A 20,657-nucleotide genomic window follows, 5' to 3' on the forward strand; every position below is an offset into this window, starting at 1 on the left:
ACCAGCGAGATCGTCGCCCAGGTCGTCGTGGGCTGCGGACTTGTGGTCACCATCACACTGGCGGTGATGGCGCGATGAACCCCAGCGGGATGGTGGCCGTCGAGATCACCGCCGCCACGGTCAAGCTCGGCGAGGGATTGCGGCCTTAATGGTGGCCTATTCTCTGGGGAATTGAGAAAATGGGGGTATGAACACGACAGCAGCAATCGAGGTTTCGCAGTCCCGGAGCAGTCAGCATCTCGCCCTTACCGGCCGGGAATACCTGAGGGTTTCCCAGGACAGGTCGGGTCAGAGGCGGAGCGTCACCGATCAGCACGGCGAGAACGAGGAGATCGCGGCTGAGCATGGGATCACGATTTCTGGTGATCCTTACACGGACAATGATTTGTCGGCGTCGCGGTACGCGCGGAAGCAGCGTGAGGACTTCGCGCGCCTGATGAACGATCTCGGGTCGGGTCAGTTCGGCGCGAACGTGCTGATTCCGTGGGAGGCGTCGCGGGGAAGCCGTCAGATGACGGAATGGGTGCAGTTGATCGAAGTATGTGCCGAGAAGCGCGTGCGGATCTTTGTCACCTCGCATGAGCGGCTGTATGACCCGAGGAACGGCCGTGACCGCAGTGTCCTCTATGACGAGGCGAACAAGGGGGAGTACAGCTCGTACGAGACGAGCGAGCGGATCAAGCGGACGGCCCGCAGGCTCGCCCGGGCGGGGCGGCCGTACGCGCTGGCCCCCTACGGTTTCCGCCCGGTGTACGACCAGGCCACGGGTGATCTGGTGAACTGGGTGGAGGACCGGCCCGCTTCCCGGGTGCCGAAGATCCTTTTCCATGCCCTGGTGCGGGGGATCTCGTTCAAGCGTGTTGAGCGGTATCTTGCGCAGCGTGGGTATCTCACGCACAGGGGACGCCCGTTCAGCCATCAGCGGCTTTTGGCGATGGCGCACATCCACGCCTACGCGGGGCTGAAGGTGCACATTCCCAACGAGGTGGACGGGGAACCGGTCAGGCGCCGGGGGGTGAAGAATCCACAGATCACCAAGGCGGTATGGGAGCCGCTGGTGTCCCCGGAAGTGTTCTGGAAGGTCCAGAAGATTTTGGCGGACCCTTCCCGCCGCACGTACCGTCACGGCCGGGCCGTCCACGAACTGACAGCGGCCGTCAGATGCGACGTGTGCGGCAGCCTTGTCAGGGTGAAATCCCCGGACTCGCCCAAGGCGATCTACGTGTGCAAGGACAATCAGTGCGTGCAGATCAGCAAGGCCGCCGTTGATTCCGTCCTGATAGGCGACGCGGCCAAGCCCGGGGCGCTGCTGCGGTATCTCGCGTCCGATGCCGTCTACCGGGATTTCGCCGCCCCGCCGAGGGACGACGCGCGGGCCGCCCGTATCCGCGCGAAACTCGCCGAATTGCGGGCGGAGAAGGCCGTGTGCGAGAACACCGAGACGAAGACGGCGGCCGAGGCGATGATGATCGCGAAGACGCTGGACGGCATCACGGCGGACATCGCCGCCCTGGAGGCGACCGAGCAGGCCACCGCGATGCCCGAGACGCTCCGCTCGCTCGTCGCGCCGGGAGAGGACATCGCGCAGCGGTGGGCGCGTATCGAGCTGACCGCCCGCCGCGAAGCCGTCCGCCTCGTCTTCTCCCCCGCCGCCCTGGGCGAGGTCCGCATCCGGCGCCGGGAAGGCAAGCCCGGTGTGCTGCACCGGATCACCTACACCATGACGCCGGACACGAACCCGGTCCGGTCTGGCTGATCACCTGGCGGGGATGCCCGGCGCCCTCACTCGGGGAGAGGGGGGTGCCGGGCGTCCTCGGGCAGCAGGTCACGCAACCGTTCCAGCACGTCCCGGGGCGGCGCCCCGGCCCTCTTCAGCCACTCGTCGAGGAACACCTCTCTTTCCTCTTCTCGTCCATCTTCACCGCCTGTCACTGCCGTCTCCGCTTCAACCGTGCTGGGCTTCTGTGCCCGCCGATGATCACCCACCGCGCCCCACCCACCAGCCCCCGCCCCCGCCGCGCTCCGCTTCCGCAGCCAGCGCGCGGGCCTGCATCCGGTCCAGCCAGACACCCCGGGCGAACTCAGCCTCACCCGGGGAATGCCCCGCCCCGACAAACCGCCAGGACGAGACCGTCACCGTGTTCCCGCCGACGGCAGGCGCCGAACGGAACGCCGCCCGCGCGCCTCTCAGCGCCGTGTACGTGGTCGAGTACCGGCGCGACTTGGTCAGCACATGGCCCCGGAAACCGAGCATGTGACACCACGTCCGCAACCGCAGCCCCGCCAGTTCGGCAACCGCCCCCAGCCGCCAGCACGCCGCCATCAGCGCCCGCACATGCCCCGACACCCGCCGCGAGACCAGATCGGCCCAGGAACGCACCGGGTGATCCGAACCGCCACTGTCCCCCACGGACTTGGACGTGTACTTCGCCACATACCCCGCCACCGCCTCACCCGAGAGGGCACCGTCAGCGGCCGACTGGTCGAGGATGGGGTGAACATCGAGCTGCCGCCCCCACCGGCACGTGAGCGCCCCGACCTCAGGCGCGTACGGGGTGCGCACACTCGCCTTGCCTGCGGCGGCGCGTACCGCGGCATCGAGCACGGATCCCGTCGCCCAGGCGGGCGGCGGGCTCCCGGGACCGTCCGGGCCGTCCAGGCGGATCACCGCGTGGACATGGACCGCGCCACGCTTCTGATACTCCGCGACCTTCGCGAACGACACCCGCAGGCATTCGCCGAGCCGCGAGCGCGGCACACCACCCGCAGCCGCCAGAGCACGCCGCACCCCACGAACCGTGCGCGACCACAACTCGCCCAGCATCGCGTGCCACAGCACATGCGCCGCGTAGTCATAACAGCCCCTGCACAGCGGCTCACCCACCACCCCGGCACCATCCGCATGCCAACCCCCGCAGCCGACCGGCCGCCCGTGCTCACACACCCCGGCCCCCGCCCGCACACAACGCCCAGCCCGGTGCACCACACCGAAACCCGGAGCCGTCAGCGTCACCAGCACACGCGGATGCGACACCACCGACGACGGAACACCCTTACCCCCGCCCAGCCCCGCCGCGACCAGATGCCAGGTATCCCCGGCATGCTCCCGCGAACACGACGCACACCGCGACTCCCGACGGTTCCCGCACCGCACAGCCAACCGGCCACCCGGCTCACCCACCGTCCCGAAGTACCGCAACACCTCACCCGAACCAGCGTCCACCACCATGGAATACCCCGCCAGATACACCGGCTGCCCGCATCCCCCGGTGCCCTTGACCTGCTCAAGCCACCGGCCGAACCCCGGCTCCGCAGCCACACGAACCACGTCACGCTCCACCCACGACAGCCCGGACGACCACTCCCGCCCCTGCCACGCGGCATCCCGGCCTCCACCGCCCACCGCGACCGCACGCCCCGCGCCCATGGCGGACCCACCAACTCAGAAGCAACAGGATCAGACACCACAACTCCCTTCCCTCACCCCAGAAGCCATCCAGCCCCCAGGAGACCGAACACCACCAGCCGTACTACCAGTCAAACGCCCCCAAACCAACCGGATTTCCCGAACAGGAGAACGACCGCCTGTCACCGCCCGCCCGGCCCGCCACGGCCCGCACCCGACACCTATCCCAGACCCCCGTACGGGACCACGCAGCACCGGCCCCTCACCGCTCGCCGGGGCACACGCCAGGACAACGTGGGTCCGAAATATCTTTACTGGCTCAAGGGGCGCGCCTACCGGCGCGCCGGGCGGCCCCCGGCCGCCCCCGGCCGGGCATGCGGCCTCACGGCCGGTCCCGGCCGAGCGGCCAGGCCGCCCGTCACACGAGCGCAACCCCAGCCAACAGAACACCCCTACGCCCCCGCCGAGACCTGCCGGGCGCTCAGCAGCGGTGGACGGCCGGGCGTTCGCCGCGCGGTCGTGGGGCCCGTCTCAGCCGGACTCCACGTCGAGATCCACGGCGGTGAAGGACTCCAGACGCATGATCAGCTGGTGGCCGCGCAGCCACCGCAGGCGTCGGTCGTCGTATCCGATCCCCGCCGCGTCGGCCACGACGGGCAGCGGGAAGCCGGGGCGGTACAACGTGCCCCACACACCGGCGAGGTGGAACTCCCTGACGCGCAGGGCCACATACCGCCTGCTCAGGTGCGGGCACATCCGGACGGACGTCGCCGCGCACGGCAGGCACAGCGGGGGGTGGGAGGTGAGCAGGTCCTTGGGCCAGGACGCGGGGTCGTGGGGGTCCTCGCCCAGGAGCCAGAGCACGCCGTCGTCGTTGAGGTCGGCAGGTCCCGCGCACACCTGGCACAGCAGCCGCCGCATCGCCCGCCGCTGCCGCAGGCCGTGGACCTTGCCGAACTCCGGGCGGCCCTTCCCCGGGCGGTGGGTGGTCCTGGTCCACAGCACGCCGTCCTCGTCACGGTCGTGGACGATCTCGTCCGCGTAGCCGATGCCTCCGCGCCGCGCGACCACCGTGGTTTCCGGGTCCCGTTCCTCGCTCCACTGCGCGATGTACGGCACCACATCCGGCCGGGGAAGCACACCCAGCGGCGGCCCCGCATCGCTCGACGCCAGGTCGGCCGCGCCGGGGCGGATTTCTTGCACGGTGGCGTTGTCCGTGCGGTGCGACATGGATTTCATCCCCTGCGGTCGTGTGATGGAGAAGCCCCGGCCTGGCGTGAGGAAGGGCGCGGACGGCCGGAACGGGAGGAGGATCGGCGGGCGTTGCCCACCGCCCTGGCGGAGTCGTCGAGCACCCTGAGCCAGTAGGCGCGCTCCGCTGGCTCCATGCCGCGCAGCTCCTCGACATGGGCGTATCGCGGAGGCACTTGTGCCGCAGGCGGTTCAACCGTCGGCAGTTCCGGCGAGTTCGACCGATGGGGCAGGGACGCCCCGACGCGGTGTCGGCCGGACGGCCTGATCAGTAACGAGAGCCACGCGACGGCGCGGCCGGTAGGGTTTCGCATGTCAGCAGTCCCAGATCTGTTGGCCATGCCCCGGGAGTGTTCGCCCACTCGCCGGGGCTTTTATCGGTAGGCCGTGATCGGCCCCAAAGTCCCGCCCGCGCACTCCGGGCACGGGACCTTGCATGTGCCGTGGCACGTCGCACAGCCGAAGAAGCCGAAGCAGGACGGACACCACACTTTCCGGTGACCGCAGCAGGTGCCGCAGTACAACCGCGGCGGCCCTTCCTCGTCGGCTTTCGGCCTGCGCCTGGTGGAGCGCTTCGCCGGTACGCTCACGCGGAATCAGCGGCGGGAATCTCAGCGGCGGTGGCTACGTCCGCCGCCGACGCCGGACGTTCGCCTATCCCGCAGCCCGCCCCGCCCTCGCAGCCGTCACTCTCCCGTCCGCCTCCGGTGGGGGGGGAGGCGGTCTCGCTCGTCGAGCGCTGGCTGGCGAGGGTGCCGCTCAACGGGGGAAGGGGGGCGCGTCCAGCAACCGGACGGACGTACACGCCGACGCCATCCGTTCGTCCACGACGCACGGGCTCGCTGATCTCCGGCTCTGACTCGGCCATGTTGGCTGTCCTCCTTGGTCACCGAGTGCACGCCAAGGACAACTCACCGCACCCGCTCGGCGGTAGCGTGGGGCGAAGGCCAAACCATTAGAGGCATAAGAGTTGGGGGAGAACTGCACCATGACCAGACGTGAGCCGAACCGGGGTCTCGCTCGGCTCATCGCAGAGTCGGGCCTGACCGCAACGCAGCTCGCCCGTGCGGTCAACCGGCTGGCGCGTGAGGCAGGGCAAGCCACCCGGTACGACCAACCATCCGTCAGTCAGTGGCTGGGAGGGACGGTTCCCCGCGAGGCCGTGCGCCCTTTCGTCGCCGAAGCGCTCGCCCGGCGCCTTGGCCGCCCTGTGACGCTCGCCGAGCTTGGGTTCCCCAGCCCCGCGCGCACTTCGTCGGCCTCGTCACCGGCGTACTCGCGTACCGTCGAAGAGTTGCTTGACCTGGTGAGGAGCGACATGGACCCGTCCCGCCGAGGGGTGATGAGTGCCGGACTGTACTCCGTCGCACTGACCATCCCAGGATGGCCCGACATCGTGGGCAGAATGGAAGCCGTGCAAACAGGATTTGCGCGGAAAATAGGAATGGCCGATGTCACTGCCGTCTCGGACATGACCGACAGGCTTTGCGAGCTGGACGACCAATACGGAGGCCGTTACGCGCGCCCGATGGCCGCCGCCTTCATGGCCAATACGGTTGCCCCGTATCTGAGAGCGGACGGGTCGGACAAAGTGAGGCGGGCCATGCTTTCGGCCGCTTCATTTCTGTGCTACGTGACAGGATGGATGGCGGTCGACGAAGGACTTCACGGATTGGCCCAACGGTACTATGTCAAAGGGCTCGAACTGGCGGGGGCGAGCAACGATCACCTGACATACTGTCACATCCTCCGAGGTATGTCCGTCCAGGCTGCCGACCTGGGCCACGGCCCTCATGCCGTGCGTCTCGCGAACAGCGCTGCCGCGGCTTCACCCACTTCCGGTCCCAGGATGCGCGCCTTCCTTGCCGGACAGCAGGCACATGCCTACGCCGTCGCCGGAGACCGAATCAACGCTTTCCGGAGCACTAGGGAGGCCGAGAAGGCTCTCGACATCGCAGAGAGCCAAATCCCAACCTACGGCGGATACTCTCCCGCAACCCTCGCATACACCATTTCTCAGGTCAGATACAACCTGGGAGATGTCTCCGGAAGCATCGGCTCCTTCCAACTGCACTTCCGGCTCCGTGACTCCACCGACAGCCACAGGTCAGGAATCCGATTCGGAGCGATGCTCGCGGAACGACAGTTGGAAGTCGGACACCTTGAAGCCGCTTGCGCCTCCTGGCACCGCGTGCTCGACGACTTCCCAACCGTCCACTCAGGTCGAGTCGATGAGCGGGTAGCGAAGCTGAAAGGACTTCTGCGCCCGCACCTTGGCAACGCGCACGCACGGGACGTCTACGACCGCGCCCGGCAACTCACAGCCTGAGAGCAACGGTCCGCACGGCTGGCCAAACCCGTCCTCTGCGCCACCCGCCCCGTCCGCCTGGGAACTGCCCCGCCCCACACCCCGCCACCATGGAGACGAGACCGCGACGAGTACGTTCCCGCACTCACTGACGGAAGCACCGGGCTACTGGTCCCTGGCTGGGGCGGGCGGCATGCGGCGCGGCAGGGGCGGCCGGTTTGGCGCGAGCCTCCGGAGCGGGGCCCAACCGGGCTGTTGCGGGCAGGCCAAGGGCTGCCCGGTTCGCGGCCAGCGTACGGCCCCGCTCCCTCACGCCAAACCGGCCGCCGCCCACCACCCCGCACGCCACCCGCGACCGCACCCGACCCGCCCACCCACCTAAGGTCACGATCCCGCAACGGTCTCAGACGACCCGCAAAACCGCAGGTCAGAGGCCCCCCTTAGGGCCGAAGTTGCGACCAACTGGTCGTCGGCGGACGGCCCTACACCATATGCGACATGAGCGCGCTCGCCAGCGGCGGCAAGCTGCTGCACTTCCACGGAGGCGAGTCCTTCCACATGGGCTGCTTCACGGTGCTGTGGGCCAGCCGCCACATCTCCCAACTCCCCGGCTTCCTCCCACCCCGCCCCAGACGCTACGAGAGAACGCGCCGCTGACGCGGCGCCAGGCCGTCCCGATCACCGCCGCGCCGTCGTCCCCGCCCCGCGCACCTGCGCGTACACGCGCTCCAGCGCGTCGAGCACGACACCCAGCGTGAACCTCTCGCGCACCAGCTCGAACGCCGCCACCGACGCCTTCTCGTTGGCCGCCGGATCCAGCAGCTCAAGCACCGCGGAGGCGACGGCGGAGCCGTCGGGGATCACCCGGCCCGCGCCCGCGCGCGCCACATCGGGCGCGAGTCCCGTGGTCTCGGTCACCACGACCGGCGTGCCCACCGACATCGCCTCGAGCACCGAGACGGAGAACGCGTCCTGGACCGACGGCAGCACGAAGACATGGGCGGAGCGGAGGAGTTGGACGACCGCGTCGCGCCCGTTGACCGGGCCCACATGGTCGAGCGCCCCGCGCACGCCCAGCGCGTCGGCCAGCGCGAGGGTGTCGGCCAGCGCGCCGGTGTCGGGACCGGCCAGCACAAAGCGCGCGTCGGGGTGCCGTTCGAGCACGGCGGGCATCGCGGCCACGAAGTCCTCGGGCCGCTTGCCCGCCTGCACGCGCGCGAGGTAGAGCACGGTGGGAGGGCCTTCGACGGCGCGCCGTTCCTTCTGCGGGGGAACGCCGTTGACCAGCCGGTGCTGCGGCCCGATCGGGGCGGGCGCGACCACGGCCGCGGTCTCGCGGCGCTCGCGCTCGGTGAGGTAGAGCACGGCGTCGGCCCGGCGCAGCACGCGCCGCACGCCCAGCGCGTCCACGAGCCTGGCCACCGGCTTGTCCGTGGGGTCCACCATGCCGTGGGTCTGGAGCACCAGCGGCTTCCGCGCCGCGAGGGCGGCCAGCGCGAACGGCAGCGTGATCAGGTCGCGCATCAGATGGACATGGACGACATCGGCGGAGCGCGCATAGGCGCCCGCCCTGGCCAGCAGCGCGGGCGAGGTGATGCCGCTGACCTCGAAGCGGGGCAGCACGTGCCGGGCCCGGAACAGCCGCACCGGCACGCCGTCGACCTCGCGCGGCAGCGCGCCGCGGGAGGGGAAGCCGTCGCCGAGCGCCACGAGCGTCGCCTGCCGCCCGCGTTCGCGCAGGCCCGCGCACTGGCCGAGCGCCACCCTGGTGGGGCCGCCGAACGCGTGGGTCGGGGTGTGCAGCGTCACCACCTGGAGGATCCTCACCCCGCCATCCTCCCATCGCACGCGGCCCGTCGGGGCGGCGTCCGCGCACGTCGAGCAGCGCCTTCCACGCCGCCTTTAGGGGCGCCCAAGCCGCGTCATTACCGTCAGGCTCAGACCGCTGGGTTATCCCGAGAGGATGGATCATGCGACCTCCGCAACTGACTCGGAAGGCCGGTACGGGGTGGAGCGAGACCTATGAACGGTGTCTGCGGGCGGCGCCCGAGGCATTCGACGACGAGCGCGTGCGCAACCTGTGGGCGGGGGCGTGGCAGCGCGACGGCATACCGCAGCCTGCCGTCTCCCCCGTCGACGGAACGCCCGTCCCCGGGCCGCCGCAGCTGACGGCGGGGGAGGGCCACGAGGCGGTGCGCGCCGCCCATGACGCGCACCAGACGTGGCGGCGCGTCCCGCTCGCCGAGCGCAGGGCCAGGGTGGGCGCGGCGCTCGACGCGCTGACCGAGCACCGCGACCTGCTCGCGCTGCTGCTGGTGTGGGAGATCGGCAAGCCGTGGAAGCTGGCCTGCCAGGACGTGGACCGCTGCGTCGACGGCGTGCGGTGGTATCTGGAGGAGTGCGAGGGGCAGTTGGCGGGCCGGGTGGCCCTTGACGGCCCGGTGTCGAACATCGCGAGCTGGAACTACCCGATGAGCGTCCTGATGCACGCGGTGCTCGTGCAGGTCCTCGCGGGCAACGCGGCGATCGCGAAGGTGCCCACCAACGGCGGCCTGAGCTGCCTCGCCCTGGCCTCGGCGCTCGCGGTCAGGGAGGGTCTTCCTGTGACGTTGATCAGCGGCGGCGGCGCGGAGCTGAGCCCCGCGCTGGTCGGCTCGGACCTGCTGGGCTGTGTCGCGTTCGTCGGGGGCCGGGCGGCCGGTGGGCGCGTCGCGGCGGCGCTCTCGGGCACCGGACGGCGCCACATGCTGGAGCAGGAGGGCCTGAACACCTGGGGCGTGTGGGAGTACAGCGACTTCGGCCTGCTGGGCGGCCAGCTCAGGAAGACGTTCGACTACGGCAAGCAGCGCTGCACGGCGTATCCGCGGTTCGTGGTGCAGCGGGAGTTGCTCGACCGGTTCCTGGACGTCTATCTGGCGGCCGTGAAGGAGGTGCGGTTCGGCAACCCGCTGGCCGTCGAGCGCCCCGATGACGACTTCCCCGAGCTGGACTTTGGGCCGCTCATCAACAATGCCAAGGCCAAGGAGCTTGCCGGGCTCACCGGCGACACGATCGCGGCCGGTGGCCTGCCGATCCACCGGGGATCGCTCGACGCCGGGCGCTTCCTGCCGGGGCAGGACACCTCCGCCTATCTGGCGCCCGCGACGATCCTGTCGCCGCCGCGGTCTTCGCCGCTGTTCCACGCCGAGCCGTTCGGGCCTGTCGACACGATCGTGGTGGTCGACACCAGGGCCGAGCTGCTGTCCGCGATGAACGTCTCCAACGGCGCGCTCGTCGCCACGGTGTCGTGCGACGACGAAGCGCTGGCCGCCGAACTGGCCTCGGAGATCCGGGCGTTCAAGGTCGGCATCAACCGCCCGCGGTCCCGGGGCGACCGCGACGAGACATTCGGCGGGCACGGCAACGCGTGGCGCGGCGCGTTCGTCGGCGGCGACCTGCTGACCCGCGCGATCACCCGTGGCCCGCACGCCGAGCGGCTGCCAGGCAACTACCCCGACTACACGCTGCTGCCCGCCTGACCCGGGCCCTGCGGCGACGCTCCGCGGAGGCCGACAACGGCGTCGGGCTCCTCGGCCGCGGAAGGGCCAGGGCCCGACCGCACGGGCCCCGACTACACTGGGCCGGTGGCCGTTGAGGTGCCCAGCAGGGCGGTACTGTCCCGGCCGCTGTCGGTCCCGCTGATCAGCGGGATCGTGGGGGTGCTGCCGCTGGCCGTCGCGGCGCAGCCGGGCGAGGGGCTGCGGGACACCACGTTCTGGCTCCAGCTGGTCGTCGCGTGCTACGCCGGTGTGCGGCTGTGCGCGATGGTGCTCTCGGGCCGACGGCGGCTGATCCAGGGCGTGTTCTGGCTCTTCGGCTATCTCGCGATGGGCATCGCGCCGCTCGCGCAGAGCGTGCTGGGGCGGGATCCCACGCCCGTGCTCGGGCCGCGTGAGGACACGCAGCTGGCCACCGCGCTCGTGCTGTGCGGGATGGCGGCGTTCGACGTGGGCGCGCTGCTGGCCCGGCACCGGCCCGCCGTCGCGGTGCGGCGGCGCAGGCCGCCCGCCACCGTGCACCGGGGGCGGCTGTGGCTGCTTGTGGCGCTCGCGTATGCCGCGAGCGGGCTGTTGATCGTCCAGCTCGGCGGCCCCGCCGTGTTCTTCACCAGCCGCCAGGAGATCAGCGCCAGCCTGAGCGAGGCGACGGGCGGCTCGGCGGCCGAGGGCGGGGGCGAGGCGGGCAACGCGCTGCTGCGGGGCTTCGGCACCGTTCCGGCGCTGCTGGCGCTGCTGTTCCTCACGCGGTGGCTCGTGACGTCGAGGGCGGCGCGCGGGCGCCCTTCGGTGCTGCTGCCGTGGGCCGGGCTGCTCGTGGTCAACGCGATCGTCAACAACCCCGTGTCCAACCCCCGTTACTGGTTCCTGACGGTGCTCTTCGCGCTGCTGTTCACGCTCTTCCCGCGCAGCCCGGTGATGTACCGGGCGTCGCTGGCGCTTGGGGTGGTGATCGCGCTGCTGGTCTTCCCGTTCACCGACCGGTTCCGCTACGACGAGGACGGCAGGCGGCCCCTGGAGACCAACGCGCCGCTTGAGCCGCTGGTGGTCAAGGACTACGACCAGGTCAACATGTTCGCCAACACGATCACCTACGCCGCCGACGGCAACGGGCACACCTATGGCCAACAGGTCGCTGGCGCCGCGCTGTTCTTCGTGCCGCGCGGCGTGTGGGAGGGCAAGCCCGAGGACACCGGCTTTCTCGTGGGCGGCTGGATGGGCACCACGAGCGCCAACCTGTCCTCCCCGCTGTGGGCCGAGCTCTGGCTGGACTTCGGCCCGTTGGGGATGACCGTGGGCATGCTCGGGATCGGCTATGCCGCGGCCCGCACCGACCGGCGCTATGTGCGCAGAACGGTGGACGACCCCTCGCCCGGCAACGTTCTGGCCGTGGTGGTGCCGCTGCTCGCGGGCTATGGCTTCATCCTGCTGCGCGGCTCCCTGCTCCAGGCGTCGGGCCGCATCGGGATCGCGGTGCTGTGCCTGCTGTTGGTGACCACCCTGCGCGAGAACCGCCACGCGCGGCTGCGCTGAGCGGCCCGGGGACGGACTGAGGGCGGCCTGGCGCAACTCCCGCCGTGGGAGCCGCCCTTGACGGCATGGCGACAGGCGTTCGATGCTCGTGGTTCAGTTCGCGCCCCCACCGCGTCCCTGGAGCCGCCACCGTGCCTCGTCCCTGCCGCGCCGTCCTGGCCGCCCTCTCCGCCGCGCTCGTCCTCACCGCGCTCCCCGGCGCGGCGACCGCGACCGCCACGGCCCCCGCCACGCCCTCGGCCGCCGCGGCCGCCCCCGACATCGCCCTCGACCGGCTGCTCGCCCAACTCGCCGACTTCGAGGCCATAGCCGACGCCAACGGCGGCAACCGCGCCCATGGCCGCCCCGGTTACACCGCGTCCGTCGACCACATCCAGGCGCAGCTGGACGCCGCCGGATTCACCACCGAGCGGCAGGAGTTCACCGCGGGTGGCACCACGGGCCACAACCTGATCGCCGAGTGGCCGCAGGCCGCCACGGACGACGTGCTGCTCACCGGCGCCCACCTGGACTCGGTCGGCTCGGGCCCCGGCATCAACGACAACGGCTCCGGCTCGGCCGCCGTCCTCGAAGTCGCCCTGGCCGTCGCCGAGTCGGGCCTCGCGCCCGAGCGGCGGCTGCGCTTCGCCTGGTGGGGCGCGGAGGAGCTCGGCCTGGTCGGCTCCCGCCACTACGTCGACTCGCTCGCCCCCGACGAGCTGGCCTCCCTCACCGGCTATCTCAACGCCGACATGGTCGCATCCCCCAACGCGGGCTACTTCGTCTACGACGAGAACCCGGAGATCCAGGCGGTGTTCGCCGACTGGTTCGCCCAGCGGGGGGTCACGACCCAGGCCAGCTCCGAGGTGCGAGGGCGCTCCGACCACGCGCCGTTCGACGCGGTCGGCGTGCCCGTCGGCGGCGTGTTCACCGGCGCGGGCCAGGCCAAGACGGCGGCGCAGGCCGAGCTGTGGGGCGGCGACGCGGGCGTGTCGTTCGACCCGTGCTACCACCGGGCGTGCGACGACCTCGCCAATGTGGACGAGACGGCGCTCGACCGCAACGCGGACGCGCTCGCGCACGCCGTGTGGGAGCTCGGCTCCTGACCCGGCTCCCGACCCGGGTCCCGACCCGGCTCCCGACCCGGGTCCCGACCCGGCTCCCGACCCGGGTCCCGACTCAGCTCCTGACCACGGTGCGGAGTTCGAGCGCGATCCGCGCCCACACCGCCGCCGCCTTGGCGGCCGAGCCGAAGGCCAGGCCCCAGGCGGCGCCCGTGATGCCCCCGATCCCGTAGCCGAGCAGCAGACAACACACCGAGAACGCCGAGAAGACCACCTGCAACGGCAGCGTGGCGCGCGGGCTCAGCAGCCGCAGCGTCAGCAGCCCGCATGTGCCGAGGGCCATCGCGGCATACTGGCTGCCCGTGGCGGGCAGCAGCTCCACGGCCAACTCCCAGGTGTCGCCCAGGATTTCGCGCCCGGTCGCGTCGGGAAGCAGCGACAGGGCGAGGGCGAGCGCCACCGCGACCGCCGCCAGGGCGCCGCCCACCAGGCCCGCGGCCCTGGCCTGCCGGTGCGGGCCCCCGTGGCGGCCGAGCAGCGGGGGGCCGAAGCCGGTGGCCGCGTTGAACAGCACGTTCATCGGCCCGAACAGCGTGGACGCGCCCCGCAGCGCGCCCACGGCCAGCGGGTCGGCGAGGACGCCGAGGCCGACCACGGCCACCTGCGACCCCGCGTTGCCCACCCCGAACTCCACCGCGAACCTGCGCCCGAGATGGCGCGGGTCGAGCAGCGCCCGCGCCCCCACGCCACCGCGCGCCCCGCGCGCCCCGCGCGTGCGCCGGATCAGCAGCAGCCCCGCGAGCGCCAGCGCGGGCAGCGCCGACAGGCCCCACACCAGCACCATGCGCGCCGGGCCCGTGCCATACGGCTGGGCCACGAGCAGCGGCAGCGCCACCGCGCCGCGCAGCACGTCGCAGGCCAGGGCCAGATGCGGGGCCCGCAGCACGGCGAACGCGTACCGCAGCGCCTCCTGCGTCAGCACCACGGGCAGCACGGCGCCGAGCGCGGCCAGCCCCGCCGCGATCCCGCCTGGCAGCGCGACCGTGGCGGCGGCGAGCACCGCGCCAAGCGCGCCCGAGGCGTACAGGGTGAACGCCACCGACGCCCGGCAGTGCCGGTGCAGCGCCGACTCACCGCCGCGCCGCAGCGCGAGCGGCTGCCCCACATAGGCGCCGGTCAGGCCGAGCAGTAGCGCGAAGACGGTGTAGACGACGGCGAACGAAGCGAAGTCGTCCGCCGTGGACTGGCGCGCGGCGACGATGACGACGGCGACATTGGTGAGCGCCGCCACGCCCTGGTCGGCGACCGAGGCGGCCGCGGCGGATGCGGCGCTCGCGGGCGGTCGGCGTATGTCGTCGGTGGGGTCGGGTGAGCTGGTCACGGGCGCGGCGAACCGTCCTCGAGCTCGGCCGGGTCGAGGACCCGCAGGCCGAGCGTTTCCGAGCCGATGTCGCGGTACGCCTGCTGGGACGCGCGCGCCGCGCGGCGCTCGCGCTCCCGCTCGCGCGAGCTGACGGAGGCCACTCTGGGGCGCGTTCCCGGCACCTCGGTGCCATCCGCGTCGCGCCCGCCCTCGTGGCCGCCGCCCCACGAGTGCAGCACGGCGCCAAGCAGCGCGCCGCCCGCGCCGACCACCAACTCCCGCACGCGCGCGAGGTCGTCGCGGCGCACCTGGCTCGGGTCGCACACCACAAGGACGTTGTCGACGCGGTCCACGAGCGCTATGGCGTCGGCGTAGGACAGCACGGCAGGGGCGAGCACCACCACGACCGAGCCCTTGGCGTCGGCGTGCCCCACCAGGGTGGTGGCGGCGGGCGAGGTCAGGGCGCGCGGGACGTTGCGCACGCGGCGCCCTGGCACCAGGTCGAAGATGCCGGACTCGCCCGCGTCGATGGGCACCCGCGCGCCCACCGGCCAGGTGCCCTCCCGGTACCCGGGCGAGCCAGCCCAGCCAGGGCGCCCACCGTCGGTGTGGCGCAGCTGCTCGGCCAGGGTCGGGGTGCGCAGGTCGGCCTCGACGAGCAGCGCGTCCATACCCATCTCGGCGAACGCGGCGGCCAGGTTGACCGAGGCGGCCAGCGGCGCCTCGATGCTGCCGCGCGGCGCGACCACGAGCAGGCGGCGGCGCTGGGCGAACGTCTCGTCGTAGGCCAGCCTGAACGCCACCGACCTGTACTCCTCCGCGAGCCGCCCCGCCGCGAGCAGCTGGTCGGGGTGGCCGCGCCCGGTGCGGGGCAGCACGCCGAGGACGGGGGCGCGCAGCGCGCGGGTCACATCGCCAGGCGAGCGGACCGTGGGGTCGAACACCAGCCGCACCCAGGCGGCGAGCAGGCCGAGGCCGATGCCGACGGCGTAGCCGAGGGCCAGCAGCAGCGGCAGCCCAGGGCCTGAGGGGCTGCCGGGGGCGGTGGCCTCGGTGATGACCCGGCCGCCCGAGGTGTCCAGGGCCTGGAGGCTGGAGATCTGCGCGTTGATCTCGGAGATCTGCCCGGTGAGCGTGGACAGGTCGGCGACCGCGCTGTCATAGGCCGAGCTGCCGTCGAAGAGCGTGTCGAGCTCGGTCTCCAGCTGGTCGCGGCGCTCGACGAGGGGCGCGCGCTGGCCCTCGAGCGATGCGACGTTGTGGGCGATGGTCTCCTGCGCGTCGGCCTGGCGGTTGGCGAGGTAGGCGGCGACGAACGCGTTGGCGCGCTCGGCGGCCACGTCGGGGTCGCCATGGGAGTAGGAGAAGCGCAGCACCTCGGTGTTGGGGGGGTTGGTGACGGTCAGTCCACGGCCAAGCTCGCGCACCCGCTCCGGCATGCCGAGCGCGTCGGCGGCCCGCCGCGCGACGAGGTCGCTCACGGCGGTGCGGCGCTCGGAGCCCATGGCCACGCGGTCCACGGGCGCCCCGGCGAACGGGTCGGCGGTGGGGGCGCGGACGGTGACCTCGGAGGTGGCGATGTAGGACTCGTTCCCGGTCAGCCCGAGCCAGCCGCCGCCCGCGAGGCCAAGCAGGATGCCGCACACGATCAGCAGCCGGTAGCGCAGGAGTTGGCGGAACTGGTCGCGCAGCAGGTCGGGCTCGTCGTATCCGCCCGCGGGGGCCGCGGGGGCGCCGCCCCGCGCGTCGTCGCGCACCGCGCTCATGATCCTTCTCCGTTCGTGCGGGCGTCGGCGGCCAGGGCGAGCGCCTCGTCGAGCAGTGCGGTGACGCGGCCGAGCCCGGCGGCACGCGACAGGTGGTCGCGCGCGTAGGCGGCGCCGCGCGCGCCCAGGGCGTCGGCCGCGGCCGGGTCGGCGGCCAGCTCCCTGGCGGCCGCGGCAAGCGCGGCCGGGTCCTCGGGCGGCACCAGGCGGCCCGCGTCCGAACGCCGCACCTCCGCCGCGGTGCCGCCCTCGCCCGCGACCGAGGCGAGCACGGGGCGCCCAGCCGCGAAGTACGACGTCAGCTTGGACGGCACGCTCATGTCCAGGACGGCCGCGCGCTGGGTGACCACCAGGATGTCGGCGGCGGCAAGCACCTCGGGGAAGTCGGCGTCGGCGGCGGGCGGCAGCAGCGTGACATTGGGCAGCCCCTCGGCCCGCGCGGCGAGGCGGGCGCGCTGGCTGCCCTCGCCCATGAGCACCACCCGCAGCTCGGGCGCCTCGCGGGCGGCGTCGACGAGCACGTCGAGGCCCTGCTTGAGGCCCATGTTCCCTGAGTGCAGCAGCACCGCGGACCCGGGCGGCCAGCCCAGGCGTTCCCTGGTCGCGGCTCGCGCGCCCGGCGAAGGGGCCCGCACATGCGACCAGTTGGGCACCAGCCTGATGCGCTCGGGGGGCACGCCCAGGGCGCGCACGCGGTCGCGGAAGCTGTCGTGGATGACGCCCACCAGGGTCGCGCCGCGCAGCATGCGGCGCTCGACCGCCGAGGCGGCCGAGGCGGCGCGGCCCCCGCCGCTGATGCCGCTCTGCGCGGCGGCCGCGCCCATCAGGTCCTGCACGATGGGCAGATAGGGAACGCGGTGGCGGCGCGCGATGCGGGCGGCGAGCACCCCGCCCGCCAGGCTCGGCACCTGGGCGAGCACCGCGTGCGGGCGGGCCATGCGCGGGGGCGCGACCAGGCCGCCCGCCAGGATCGACGCCTCGTACAGGGCGCGGCGCACGGCGGTCTGCCGGGGCGGGACCGCGTGCCGCCTGCGGTGCACGAGCACCCCCGCGCGCCGCTCCTCGGCGCGCCACGTGCCGCGGTAGGCGGGGTCGAGGCGCCAGGCGGGGTAGTGCGGCATGCCCGCGAGGACATGGACCTCGGCCGCGCGGCGGGCCGCCAGGTGCTCGGCGATCTGGGTGGCATAGGGGCCGATACCGGCCTGCTCGGGCGCGTAGTTGGTCGACACGAGCAGCAGCCGTTCGCCCACGGTGGGTCTCCTCCCCGGCGCTCCACGCCGCCAACAACCCCGGACAACACCCCGAGTACAAGCCCGAGTACAACCCCGAGTTCCCAGCCTATCCGCAGAATCACCACGCGTTGTGGCGCTATGGTCAAGGGATCGTCGCGCGTGAAGGACGCGTGAACCCGGTGAATTCGGCGGGACCAGTGGGGGGTCGGACGCATGCCGCAGACGGTGGGCTACGCGCCCGGGGTCTATGACCTCTTCCATGTGGGGCACCTCAACATCCTCAGGCACGCCAGGAGTCACTGCGACTACCTGGTGGCCGGGGTCGTCTCGGACGAGATGGCGACCCTGGCCAAGGGCAGGCCGCCGGTGATCCCGCTGGTGGAGCGCCTGGAGATCGTGCGCTCGATCCGGCATGTGGACGCGGCGTTCGTGGAGACGGTGCCCGACAAGCTTCAGACCTGGCAACAGGTGCGGTTCGACGTGCTGTTCAAGGGCGACGACTGGCGCGGCACCCCCAAGGGGGAGCGTCTGGAACGGGACTTCGCGACCGTGGGCGTCCGCATCGTCTACTTCCCCTACACGGTGCACACCTCCAGCACTCAACTGCGCGCGGCGCTCGACGCGTTGAGCGCGGACAGCTCGCGGAACCACTTGACCGAGAACGCCACGCAGAACAGCACGTAAACGGCGCACAGCGCCGCGTATCCGAGGCGGAACGCCGTCTCGCTGCCCAGCAGCAGGAACAGCGCGCACAGCACGCCGTAGTCCACGGGCAGCAGCGCCACCGCCCGCACCCGGGACGGCGGCGCGCCCCCCGGCGAACTCCCCGGCGCGGCCCTGGGCTTGAGCTTGTCGGTGAGCAGCCCGCCGAAGAAGATCAGCACGGCGGCCAGCTGGAAGACCAGCGGCACCAGCAGCCACCCCTCGCCCGGCAGGTCGAAGAACCGGTGGAACGAGATCAGCACCGCCGCGTGCAGCGCCGTGATCTTGGCGCAGTCCACCACATGGTCGAGCCACTCCCCCACCGCGCTCGACTCCCCGCGCAGCCTGGCCAGTTGGCCGTCGGCCGAGTCGAGCGCGAAGCCAAGCACAAGGCCAGCCCACACCGCGAGGGCCAGCGGCCACGACGGCTCGGCCAGCGCGACGCCCGCGATCGCGGCACAGCTCAGCAGGGCGCTGAGCGCCGTCACCTGGTTGGGCCGCAGCCCGGCCCGGTGGGCCGCCGCGGCGAACACCCGGCCGAGCGGCCGGTTCAGGTAACGGGAGTACAACGAGATCCCCTTGGCGGTCTTCTGCGCGTCACGAAGCCGCCGCAACGCCGCCCCGTAGCTCCCCGTCCCCGGCATGCGTGGCATCATCCCATGCGTCGGGCCCCCTCGGGCATCGATACGATGCGCGGGCCGGGCGCGACACCGGGCGAGACACAGGTATGACGGGGAGGGCCCAGACGATGCGGGTGCGAGCACGACTGACGACGGCCGCGGCGGGGTCGACCCTGACCCTGACCCTTGTGGCGTCCCTGTCGGGCTGCATGACGGTCCACGGCGAGGAAGCGGTGGTGCCCGCCGCCTCCGAAGAGGAGGCCGAGGAGGCCCTGGAGCGCTATGTGGAGATCAGCAACGAGGCGTCCCGCGCGTTCGACCCCGAGCTGAACTCCACGGTCGAGATCGGCCCCCTCGGCGCCATCCGCGAGGCCCAGTTCGCGTCGTTGCGCGCCAGGAACCCCGGGGGCGACCAGGACTTCACGCCCCTCGCGGTCAACGACACCCAGTTCCACATCCCGCAGCAGGCGGGCTGGCCCAAGTTCTTCGTCGCCGACACCCAGACCAACCAGGACCCTGACAACCGCTGGATGCTGGTCTTCACGCGCGACAGCCTCGACGCGGAGTGGAACGCCTCCTATGTGACGGTGCTGCCCACGGGCCGGGGCCCCGAGCTGGCCGAGGACGAGGACGGCTACCTGGACGACCTGCCCGTGACCGGCGAGACCGACACGGGCCTGGCCGTCGAGCCGGGCCAGCTCCCCACCGCCTACACCGAGTACCTGGCGAACGGCTCGGGCCCGTTCAACGACGGCGCCTACACGAGCGACGAGGTCGCGGCCAGGGAAGAGGCCAACGGCAGCGCCGCGTTCGTCATGGACTACCAGGACGTGCCGCCCGACGAGGACGAGTTCACGTACCGGCCCGTGGCGATGCGGACGGCCGACGGCGGCGCGCTGGTGCTGTTCTCGACGCTGCACAACCAGAAGCAGACGATGGCCGAGGGCCAGACGATCGAGGTCCACGAGGCCATCGAGCCGCTGCTGTCATCCCCCGCGGAGCGCGCGCTCACGGTGGAGCAGGTCGCGATGTTCTCGGCTGTGGTGCCCGAGGGCGAGGGCGACGTGGAGCTGCTGTTCCGCTCGATCGGCGTGGTCAGCGCGGCCGGGGAGTGATACGCGCCTTCCCGGGTCGGCGCTACCCGGCGTCGGCGCGCCCCGGCGTCAGCGCCGCGGGCCCGCCTCGGCCTCGCGTGCGGCGCCGCGTCCCGACAGCTCGTCGCCGCACGCGTCGGTGAGCGCGGCGAGCAGCGTCAACGGCTCGGGCAGCGGGTGCTCGGGCCCGCGCAGCCAGCGCACGCCCGCCTCGTTCGCGCCGGGGACGCGCGAGGGCGGCAGCAGGACATAGCTGCCGCGGCAGTGCCAGCGCAGCCCGGGGTGCTCGTCGAGCGTCTCGGGGTGGCAGTCGAGCTCGCAGGGCCACCACTCGTCCTCGTCGTCCGGGGTGCCGCGGGTGGCGGTGAAGAACAGGACCCGGTCGGGGTCGGCGACGGCCACGGGGCCGAACGTTTCGGCTCCGCCAGAGAGCCGCTCGAGCGCCGCGTAGCCCGCCGCGGCCGGGAGGTCGAGAACGTCGTGGGCGCGGCCCGTCGCGGTGATGAAGTTGGCGTCGGGGTGGACGCGCAGCCAGCGCGCGATCTGGTCGGGGTCGGTGGTGGCCTGGGTGGCCCAGGCGAGCGACAGCGGATGGCGGCCCGGGGTGGGACAGCCGATGCGGTCGCAGGAGCAGCCGTAGTCCAGGGGGTGGGCGGCGGGGGCCAGCGGAAAGCCCGCCCTGGCGGCGGCGAACAGCAGCGCTTCCCTGGCGCGGGCGGCGGCGGCCCCCGCGGCGGCGCCCCTGGCCCCGCGTCGCAGCCAGCGGGGGAATCTGCTGTCGCGTTCCATGAGCCTCCTGCCGC

At 72.4% G+C, this 20,657-nt stretch carries 16 protein-coding genes; 8 read left to right on the forward strand and 8 right to left on the reverse strand.

The annotated features are described in order from the left end of the window. The first annotated feature begins 187 nt into the window (after positions 1-187). A complete protein-coding gene (locus DEH69_RS11800) occupies positions 188-1,756 on the forward strand; it encodes a recombinase family protein (RefSeq protein ID WP_113686876.1) in 1,569 nt (522 codons plus the stop codon). Between the two features lie 222 nt (positions 1,757-1,978). Here the strand turns inward: DEH69_RS11800 and DEH69_RS33435 are convergent, their stop codons facing one another. Further along, entirely contained in the window at positions 1,979-3,427 is a 1,449-nt protein-coding gene (locus DEH69_RS33435; protein WP_309302782.1) for a replication initiator, read from the reverse strand. Positions 3,428-3,937: 510 nt separating this feature from the next. After that, positions 3,938-4,636 carry a hypothetical protein gene (locus DEH69_RS11810; protein WP_258534606.1) on the reverse strand — a complete coding sequence of 233 codons (699 nt, stop codon included), beginning with the start codon at positions 4,634-4,636 and terminating at the stop codon, positions 3,938-3,940. Positions 4,637-5,645: 1,009 nt separating this feature from the next. Between DEH69_RS11810 and DEH69_RS11815 the strand changes: the two genes are divergently transcribed. Continuing rightward, on the forward strand, positions 5,646-6,986 hold the full coding sequence (locus DEH69_RS11815; protein WP_113686877.1) for a tetratricopeptide repeat protein: 1,341 nt from the start codon (positions 5,646-5,648) through the stop codon (positions 6,984-6,986). 477 nt (positions 6,987-7,463) lie between these two features. After that, positions 7,464-7,622, forward strand: a complete 159-nt coding sequence (locus DEH69_RS31465; RefSeq protein WP_181727389.1) for a hypothetical protein — start codon at positions 7,464-7,466, stop codon at positions 7,620-7,622. A gap of 21 nt (positions 7,623-7,643) precedes the next feature. Here DEH69_RS31465 and DEH69_RS11820 read toward each other — a convergent pair whose 3' ends face one another. Then, positions 7,644-8,792: a glycosyltransferase gene (locus DEH69_RS11820; protein WP_113686878.1), complete on the reverse strand. Its 1,149-nt coding sequence runs from the start codon at positions 8,790-8,792 to the stop codon at positions 7,644-7,646. A 143-nt stretch (positions 8,793-8,935) separates the two neighbouring features. Between DEH69_RS11820 and DEH69_RS11825 the strand changes: the two genes are divergently transcribed. The 3 genes from DEH69_RS11825 (at position 8,936) to DEH69_RS11835 (ending at position 13,119) form a co-directional block, all read left to right on the forward strand. Next, on the forward strand, positions 8,936-10,483 hold the full coding sequence (locus DEH69_RS11825) for an aldehyde dehydrogenase family protein (RefSeq protein ID WP_113686879.1): 1,548 nt from the start codon (positions 8,936-8,938) through the stop codon (positions 10,481-10,483). A gap of 105 nt (positions 10,484-10,588) precedes the next feature. Further along, a complete protein-coding gene (locus DEH69_RS11830; RefSeq protein WP_113686880.1) occupies positions 10,589-12,034 on the forward strand; it encodes an O-antigen polymerase in 1,446 nt (481 codons plus the stop codon). A gap of 131 nt (positions 12,035-12,165) precedes the next feature. Further along, complete coding sequence (locus DEH69_RS11835; protein ID WP_258534607.1) at positions 12,166-13,119, forward strand: M28 family metallopeptidase; 954 nt, start codon at positions 12,166-12,168, stop codon at positions 13,117-13,119. Between the two features lie 73 nt (positions 13,120-13,192). Here the strand turns inward: DEH69_RS11835 and DEH69_RS11840 are convergent, their stop codons facing one another. The 3 genes from DEH69_RS11840 to DEH69_RS11850 are packed head-to-tail and all read right to left on the reverse strand — an operon-like array spanning position 13,193 to position 17,456. Continuing rightward, positions 13,193-14,458 carry a hypothetical protein gene (locus tag DEH69_RS11840; protein WP_258534608.1) on the reverse strand — a complete coding sequence of 422 codons (1,266 nt, stop codon included), beginning with the start codon at positions 14,456-14,458 and terminating at the stop codon, positions 13,193-13,195. Further along, positions 14,455-16,206 carry a lipopolysaccharide biosynthesis protein gene (locus DEH69_RS11845; RefSeq protein ID WP_113686882.1) on the reverse strand — a complete coding sequence of 584 codons (1,752 nt, stop codon included), beginning with the start codon at positions 16,204-16,206 and terminating at the stop codon, positions 14,455-14,457. The genes DEH69_RS11840 and DEH69_RS11845 overlap by 4 nt, the downstream gene beginning before the upstream one ends. Beyond that, positions 16,203-17,456: a glycosyltransferase gene (locus DEH69_RS11850; RefSeq protein ID WP_113686883.1), complete on the reverse strand. Its 1,254-nt coding sequence runs from the start codon at positions 17,454-17,456 to the stop codon at positions 16,203-16,205. The genes DEH69_RS11845 and DEH69_RS11850 overlap by 4 nt, the downstream gene beginning before the upstream one ends. Before the next feature lie 195 nt (positions 17,457-17,651). Between DEH69_RS11850 and DEH69_RS11855 the strand changes: the two genes are divergently transcribed. After that, entirely contained in the window at positions 17,652-18,122 is a 471-nt protein-coding gene (locus DEH69_RS11855) for an adenylyltransferase/cytidyltransferase family protein (protein WP_113686884.1), read from the forward strand. On the opposite strand, the gene DEH69_RS11860 is transcribed toward DEH69_RS11855, so the two are convergent. Next, positions 18,038-18,784: a CDP-alcohol phosphatidyltransferase family protein gene (locus tag DEH69_RS11860; protein WP_258534609.1), complete on the reverse strand. Its 747-nt coding sequence runs from the start codon at positions 18,782-18,784 to the stop codon at positions 18,038-18,040. The two genes, DEH69_RS11855 and DEH69_RS11860, sit on opposite strands and share 85 nt — an antisense overlap. A gap of 110 nt (positions 18,785-18,894) precedes the next feature. Here DEH69_RS11860 and DEH69_RS11865 point away from each other — a divergent pair, with 110 nt between their 5' ends. After that, the gene (locus DEH69_RS11865) at positions 18,895-19,875 is read left to right on the forward strand and encodes a hypothetical protein (protein ID WP_147255525.1); all 981 of its coding nucleotides are present in this window, start codon (positions 18,895-18,897) and stop codon (positions 19,873-19,875) included. Positions 19,876-19,923: 48 nt separating this feature from the next. Here the strand turns inward: DEH69_RS11865 and DEH69_RS11870 are convergent, their stop codons facing one another. Further along, positions 19,924-20,643 carry a bifunctional DNA primase/polymerase gene (locus tag DEH69_RS11870; protein WP_113686887.1) on the reverse strand — a complete coding sequence of 240 codons (720 nt, stop codon included), beginning with the start codon at positions 20,641-20,643 and terminating at the stop codon, positions 19,924-19,926. Between the last annotated feature and the right edge of the window lie 14 nt (positions 20,644-20,657).

Origin of the sequence: Streptomyces sp. PT12 (assembly GCF_003311645.1) — a bacterium.
In the GTDB taxonomy this organism is placed as follows: Bacteria; Actinomycetota; Actinomycetes; order Streptomycetales; family Streptomycetaceae; genus Streptomyces.